The following is a 6,419-nucleotide window of genomic DNA, read 5'->3' on the forward strand; positions in this document are numbered from 1 at the left end:
TCGAAAAAGGAAGACGCACGCAATGGCAAAGATCACCTATGTCGAGCATGGCGGTACCGAGCACACTGTCGAGGTCGCCAACGGACTAACCGTCATGGAAGGAGCCCGTGACAACAACATTCCCGGCATCGAAGCGGATTGCGGCGGCGCCTGTGCCTGTTCGACCTGCCATGTCTATATCCACCCCGACTGGGTTGAGAAAATTCCCGGCAAGGATGACATGGAAGAAGACATGCTGGACTTTGCCTATGAGCCCGACCCTGCCCGTTCGCGCCTGACCTGCCAGATCAAAGTCACAGACGAGATGGATGGCCTGATCGTTCAGATGCCGGAAAAACAGATCTGATGCCCTGCAAAGCGCCGCGCCTACCCTACCGAACTTGGCAGGGTCAGGCCCGCGGCGCAGCGCTGACGTTGTGCTTCTGGCTGACGGGCCATGTCCCGCTGGCACTGGCAGAGACCGTCCCAGCCGCTCGTTTCACCGAGCCGACAACACGTTACGCCCACGGAGTTCTGGGTGATAACATCGAATATGGCGCGTTGGAACTGACTACCCAAAGCGGAAATGTGACCATCCGCCTTCCATCTGATCGCGTATTTGAAGATCTCGCTCCACGGCTTGTGGACGTGGATCAGGACGGGACCCCCGAGGTCATTGTCATTGAATCTCAGGATCAAACGGGCGCTCAGTTGGCCATCTATGATGCCAGAGGCGATAAAATCGCCGCAACTCCGCATATCGGTACCCGCTTTCGATGGCTTGCTCCGGTCGGGGCGGCGGATCTGGATGGGGATGGCAATATCGAAATCGCCTATGTCGACCGCCCTCATCTGGCCAAGACATTGCGCATTTGGCGCTTTGTCGACGGCGAATTAATCCAGATTGCCGCTCTACCAGGGCTGACAAATCATCGGATCGGCGAAGGTTTCATCACAGGGGGTCTGCGCGACTGTGGCAATGGCCCGGAACTGGTTGTCGCGTCTGCGGACTGGCGCGAAATTGTCAGCATCCGCTTTGACAATGGCTGGGTGCAGCATCTGGTCGCCCCCTTTAGCCCGAAAGCAATGACCTCAGCGCTTAACTGCGTACCCTCGCCCTGACTGCAGCCCGCGTCAGAGGGCTGCCCGGCCCAAGCCCATTGACGCTGCATCTCTGATGCAGTGGCTGGGCGCGGGAGCCGTCGCGATTACAGCGCCCGCCATCCGATATCCCGGCGAAAGAACCCCTCTGGCCAGTTGATCCCGTCGATCAGCTCATAGGCGCGGTCACGCGCTTCCTGCAGGTTCTGGCCGCGTGCGGTGACATTCAATACCCGGCCACCACTAGAGACGATCTGACCGTCGGCTTCTTTGGTTCCTGCGTGAAACACCATATTACCGCTATCTTCAGATACGTCATCCAGCCCTTTAATCACGCTGCCTTTTTGGTAGGCGCCCGGATAACCATTAGCGGCCATTACTACCGTCAAGGCGTGATCATCCGCCCAGTTTACACGCGCCTCGGCCAACCGGCCTTCTGCTGCGGCGTGCATCAGGTCCATCGCCTGCGCGCCCAGGCGCATCATCAGCACCTGACATTCCGGGTCGCCGAAACGCACGTTATATTCAACCAACCGTGGCTGGCCGTCCTTGATCATCAAACCAACATAAAGAACGCCCTGAAACGGCGTTCCGCGCCGCTTCATCTCTGCCATGGTGGGGCGCACAATCTCGTTCATCGCGCGCTCTTCGATTACAGCGCTTAACACAGGAGCCGGAGAATACGCGCCCATGCCGCCGGTGTTCAGACCGGTATCGCCCTCGCCTACCCGTTTATGGTCTTGCGCCGTGCCAATGGACAGGTTGCTTTCCCCGTCGCACAGCACGAACAGAGATGCCTCTTCACCTTCCATGAACTCTTCGACCACAACTTCGGCACCGGCACCACCAAAGGCTCCGCCAAACATGTCATCGATCGCATCCAAGGCCGTCGCTTCGTCCATCGCAACGATCACACCCTTGCCCGCGGCCAAGCCATCAGCCTTGACGACGATAGGTGCGCCCTGCTTTTTGATATAGGCTTTGGCTGGCTCGGCCTCGGTAAACCGGGCGTATCCTGCGGTTGGAGCATTGGCGGCGTCGCAGATCTCTTTAGTAAAGCTCTTGGACGCCTCGAGACGTGCAGCCGCGGCCGAGGGGCCAAAAACCAGCACACCGGCCTCGCGCAAACGATCCGCAACCCCCGCAGCCAATGGCGCCTCGGGGCCGACGATCACAAAGTCGATCGCGTTCTCATCCGCAAATCTGACCACCTCACCGCCATTTTCGATGTCCAGTGCCGCACATTCGGCGATCCGGGCAATCCCAGCATTGCCCGGAGCCACGATCAGGCGGTCACATTTCGGGTTTTGCATCACCGCCCAGGCCAGGCTGTGTTCGCGCCCACCACTGCCGAGAATGAGGATGTTCATGACTGCTCTCCGATCTGCTTGGCCTCGCCTTCCGCGCGTTCTAAGCTGGCCGAGCATTTGACACAAGGCGCTGAAATGTCCGACCTGCTTGACGACCCCATTCCCGGCCAAAATACCCCTGAATACACTGTTTCCGACATCTCGGGCGAGGTGAAGCGGACGCTGGAAGGCAGTTTCGGCCGAATCCGTGTTCGGGGTGAAGTCGGTCGCGTGTTCAAAGCCAGATCTGGTCATCTGTACTATGACATCAAGGACGACAAGAACGTACTGGCCTGCACCACTTGGAAAGGCCAGGTTGCTGCCCTGTCCGTGGTTCCCGAGGAAGGTCTGGAAGTGGTCGTCACAGGCCGTCTGACCGCTTTTGGAGCGCAGTCCAAATACAATCTGAACGTGGATGAGGTTTCGGTGGCCGGACAGGGTGCCCTGATGGCCCTGCTTGAAAAGCGAAAGAAACAGTTGGAATCCGAGGGCCTGTTCGCACCCGAGCGTAAAAAGCCTCTGCCCTATCTTCCTCAGATCATCGGCGTGGTGACCTCACCCTCGGGCGCGGTGATCCGCGATATCCTGCACCGGTTGCGTGACCGGTTTCCGCGCAAAGTGCTGATCTGGCCTGTCGCCGTGCAAGGTTCGAATTGCGCGCCTGAGGTGGCGAACGCGATTACTGGTTTCAACCAACTGACCCCTGGCGGTGCGCTGCCACGACCTGACCTGATCATTGTCGCCCGCGGTGGCGGGTCAATCGAGGATCTCTGGGGGTTCAACGAAGAGATCGTGGCCCGTGCTACGGCGGCATCAGAGATCCCGCTGATCTCGGCGGTTGGGCACGAGACCGACACGACCCTGATTGATTTTGTATCAGACCGCCGGGCCCCAACCCCCACGGCCGCAGCCGAGCTTGCGGTGCCCGTCCGCATGGAACTTTTGGCCTGGACCGGAGAGCAGGGCGCCCGCCTGTCCCGTGCAGCCACGGACGCTGTGCAAAGACGGTCGCAACGGTTGCGGGATTTATCCCGCGCATTACCACGCCCGGATAGCTTGTTGAACAACCCGCGACAACGCCTTGATTTAATTGCGGACCGACTGACACCAGCACTTGAGCGCGGCGTGCAAAACCGCCGTTTGCAAGTTGTGAAACTGTCCGCCCATCTGCGCCCGTCCACATTACGCTCACTGGTCGGAACCCGACAGGAAACACTGCGCAGCCTTTCGTCGCGCCTGTCTGTCCGGCCGATCCAGCGCGAAATCGACAGCCAACGGCAAAACATCAACCGCCTAGCCGAACGCTTGAGTACAGCGCAAGCCGCGCGTCTGGACCGGATGCGTCAATCCCTGGAAACCGCAGACCGGCTGCGTGAAACGCTCAGCTACAAGGCAACGCTGCAACGTGGATATGCGGTCGTACGCGCCGAAGGACAGGTACTGACAACCCGAAAACAGGCGGCAAATCACCAATCCTTTGACATTGAATTTGCAGATGGCGAATTGAAGACCGGCCCGTCTACCGCGTCACCGTCAACTTCGAAAAAGCCGCCGAAAAAGGATGCGCCGGATCAGGGGTCGTTGTTCTGACCCCTGCACAGGCTAGACACCGACTTCGGGACCGTAACAGACCATCTCGGCGTCTGTGTCTTCGTTCTCATATAGTTCGGTCATCTCAGGATTTCCCTCGAACTGAGCGATCAGACCGCCGCCAGTTTCAGTGAATACCCAGCATTGCGGGTCATGTCGGTCTTCATAGACGAAACAGATCTGTCCTTCCTGCTCGTACCAGAGCCCTTCTTTGCAGTTCCCATCCAGAAAAGACCAAATCACGCGGCGATCCGGCAGATAACGCTCGACCCCATAGATCCTGCCTTCAAAGCCATAGAACAGGGTTTTTCCCAGCGTATAGCGGTCAAATTCCGCGCCGGACAGGGATGTGTCAGCACAAACCGCCGGGGCAGCCAACGACAACAGAATCGCAATTCGTTTCAGCATGGGTTCATTCTGTCAGATGGCAGGCCGCTAGGCCAATTCCCTTTTCATTCCAACCGGGTGCCTTCACGTCACCGATTGAGTTTTGCGGTTATGCGCTGCGAAAGTGTTCGGTACATGCTGCGGAGATAACTCTATGACCAATGCCCTCTTTCTGATTGCGACAGCTTGCGCTCTGGCTTACCTGCCATTGACCTCGCGTGGCGCTGGCGCTGTTCGGTCAATCCTAAAGACCCTATCCGTCGCAGTTCTGACGGTCATTGCCGCCCAAAGTGGCGCTCCATTTCTGTTGATCCTTGCGCTGGCATTCTGTGCGCTGGGGGACGCCCTTCTGTCCCGGGAAAGTGATGCCACCTTCATGGCCGGGATCGGTGCCTTTGCAACTGGTCATCTGGCCTATATCGGGCTGTTCCTGTCCCATCCGGCCAGCGACGCCGCGCTTATTCTGGAGAAGCCCGGATATTTCTGGTCTTTGATCCTCCTCGGTATTGTCGTAGTCACCCTATTACCGCCGCGTGCCGGAGACCTGAAATGGCCCGTTCTCGGGTATATTCCGATCATTCTGGGCATGGGTATCACGGTCCTGGCCCTGCCCGAGACAGGCGCGCTGCGTTGGGCTTTACCTGCGGCGTTGTCCTTTATCGCGTCCGACCTGATCCTGGCGACTGAGAAGTTTCTTCTGCCAGCGGACCATCCCAGCCGCCGTTTCACCTCCTATCTGGTTTGGGTATTGTATTGGGGGGCGCAAGCCGGTCTTCTGATCGCCTTCCTCTGACCCTTTGCAACTGCTGCAATTCCGCATTAGGTGAGAGGAACACCTGCGGAGACCAAAAATGGCGCTATTCTCAAAGCTCAAGGACAAGCTGTTCAAATCCTCATCCCGCCTTGAACAAGGGTTGGATGCCATCGTTGAAGATGGGGGCGAGGAAACAACTGCACCGGATTCAATCCCGCCAGCGCCAGCGCCGCATTCCGAACCGGCACCCGAAGTCGCGCAACCGGACATGGCACCGGAACAGGCAGTTGCCAAACCGGTGGCCACTACAGTCGAGTCTGCGCCGTCCAAATCCATGCTTGGGCGGCTTTTCGGGCGCGCCGAGACCGAGACAACAGTTCGCCGCACGCTGGATGACGACATGCTGGAACAGCTTGAAGAGCTGTTGATTGCATCCGACATGGGTGTGGACACAGCGCTGCGCGTCACCGCCAATATGGCCGAGGGCCGTTATGGCCGCAAACTTTCGACACAAGAGATCAAGCAGCTTCTGGCGCAGGAAGTCGCCCGGGTTATGGAACCCGTTGCAAAGCCCATGCCGCTCTATTCCAAACGCCCACAGGTGGTACTGGTCGTTGGCGTCAACGGATCGGGCAAGACCACCACGATCGGCAAACTAGCCAGCCAGTTCAGGGCGGCCGGCAAGAACGTAGTGATCGCAGCTGGAGACACCTTCCGCGCAGCCGCCGTTGAACAGCTGCAGGTCTGGGGCGACCGCGCAGGCGTTCCGGTCCTGACAGCCCCCGAAGGCTCGGACCCCGCCTCCCTGGCCTTCGATGCGTTGACCCGCGCACAAGAGGATGGCGCCGATCTGTTGATGATCGACACCGCCGGTCGTCTGCAAAATCGTGCCGACCTGATGGAGGAATTGGCCAAGATCGTCCGGGTGATCCGCAAAGTCGACGAAACCGCACCGCACAATACCCTTTTGGTTTTGGACGCCACCACCGGTCAGAATGCACTCAGTCAGGTCGATACCTTTCAGAAACTGGCCGATGTCTCCGGCCTGGTGATGACCAAGCTGGACGGCACCGCAAAAGGCGGCGTGCTGGTGGCACTGGCCGACAAGTTCGGCCTGCCCATTCACGCAATCGGCGTTGGAGAGCAGATCGACGATCTTTCCCCCTTCGATCCCGAAGAATTCGCAGCCGCCCTAACCGGCCTGGATAAAGGCTGATCCCTACTTCATCTGGCTAAAAATACCTTCGGGGGGTGTGGGG

General features: G+C 58.8%; 7 protein-coding genes. 5 read left to right on the forward strand and 2 right to left on the reverse strand.

Translation table 11 applies throughout. The annotated features are described in order from the left end of the window. Positions 1-22: 22 nt before the first annotated feature. Together AC2FGB_RS04835 and AC2FGB_RS04840 are read left to right on the forward strand one after the other, a co-directional pair. Entirely contained in the window at positions 23-346 is a 324-nt protein-coding gene (locus AC2FGB_RS04835) for a 2Fe-2S iron-sulfur cluster-binding protein (protein WP_142634548.1), read from the forward strand. After that, positions 346-1,101 carry an FG-GAP repeat domain-containing protein gene (locus tag AC2FGB_RS04840; protein ID WP_281994801.1) on the forward strand — a complete coding sequence of 252 codons (756 nt, stop codon included), beginning with the start codon at positions 346-348 and terminating at the stop codon, positions 1,099-1,101. Before AC2FGB_RS04835 ends, AC2FGB_RS04840 begins: the two co-directional genes overlap by 1 nt. An 86-nt stretch (positions 1,102-1,187) precedes the next feature. On the opposite strand, the gene purD is transcribed toward AC2FGB_RS04840, so the two are convergent. Next, positions 1,188-2,450, reverse strand: a complete 1,263-nt coding sequence (purD, locus tag AC2FGB_RS04845) for a phosphoribosylamine--glycine ligase (protein WP_496693311.1) — start codon at positions 2,448-2,450, stop codon at positions 1,188-1,190. A gap of 75 nt (positions 2,451-2,525) precedes the next feature. On the opposite strand from purD, the gene xseA reads away from it, so the two are divergent. Next, positions 2,526-4,019 (forward strand): exodeoxyribonuclease VII large subunit, encoded by a 1,494-nt coding sequence (gene xseA, locus AC2FGB_RS04850; protein ID WP_496693312.1) that lies wholly within the window; start codon positions 2,526-2,528, stop codon positions 4,017-4,019. 12 nt (positions 4,020-4,031) lie between these two features. Here the strand turns inward: xseA and AC2FGB_RS04855 are convergent, their stop codons facing one another. Continuing rightward, a complete protein-coding gene (locus tag AC2FGB_RS04855) occupies positions 4,032-4,427 on the reverse strand; it encodes a hypothetical protein (protein ID WP_496687511.1) in 396 nt (131 codons plus the stop codon). A 133-nt stretch (positions 4,428-4,560) separates the two neighbouring features. Here AC2FGB_RS04855 and AC2FGB_RS04860 point away from each other — a divergent pair, with 133 nt between their 5' ends. Then, the gene (locus AC2FGB_RS04860) at positions 4,561-5,199 is read left to right on the forward strand and encodes a lysoplasmalogenase family protein (RefSeq protein ID WP_496693313.1); all 639 of its coding nucleotides are present in this window, start codon (positions 4,561-4,563) and stop codon (positions 5,197-5,199) included. Between the two features lie 58 nt (positions 5,200-5,257). After that, the gene (gene ftsY, locus AC2FGB_RS04865) at positions 5,258-6,376 is read left to right on the forward strand and encodes a signal recognition particle-docking protein FtsY (protein WP_496693314.1); all 1,119 of its coding nucleotides are present in this window, start codon (positions 5,258-5,260) and stop codon (positions 6,374-6,376) included. Positions 6,377-6,419 lie beyond the last annotated feature (43 nt).

Source organism: Ruegeria sp. CDSC021 (assembly GCF_059610845.1).

What these genes read in the sequence shown, in the direction of transcription:
- AC2FGB_RS04855 (WP_496687511.1), bottom strand. Translation starts at nt 4,427, where the DNA reads ATGCTGAAACGAATTGCGATTCTGTTGTCGTTGGCTGCCCCGGCGGTT.
- xseA (WP_496693312.1), top strand. Translation starts at nt 2,526, where the DNA reads ATGTCCGACCTGCTTGACGACCCCATTCCCGGCCAAAATACCCCTGAA.
- AC2FGB_RS04860 (WP_496693313.1), top strand. Translation starts at nt 4,561, where the DNA reads ATGACCAATGCCCTCTTTCTGATTGCGACAGCTTGCGCTCTGGCTTAC.
- AC2FGB_RS04840 (WP_281994801.1), top strand. Translation starts at nt 346, where the DNA reads ATGCCCTGCAAAGCGCCGCGCCTACCCTACCGAACTTGGCAGGGTCAG.
- AC2FGB_RS04835 (WP_142634548.1), top strand. Translation starts at nt 23, where the DNA reads ATGGCAAAGATCACCTATGTCGAGCATGGCGGTACCGAGCACACTGTC.
- ftsY (WP_496693314.1), top strand. Translation starts at nt 5,258, where the DNA reads ATGGCGCTATTCTCAAAGCTCAAGGACAAGCTGTTCAAATCCTCATCC.
- purD (WP_496693311.1), bottom strand. Translation starts at nt 2,450, where the DNA reads ATGAACATCCTCATTCTCGGCAGTGGTGGGCGCGAACACAGCCTGGCC.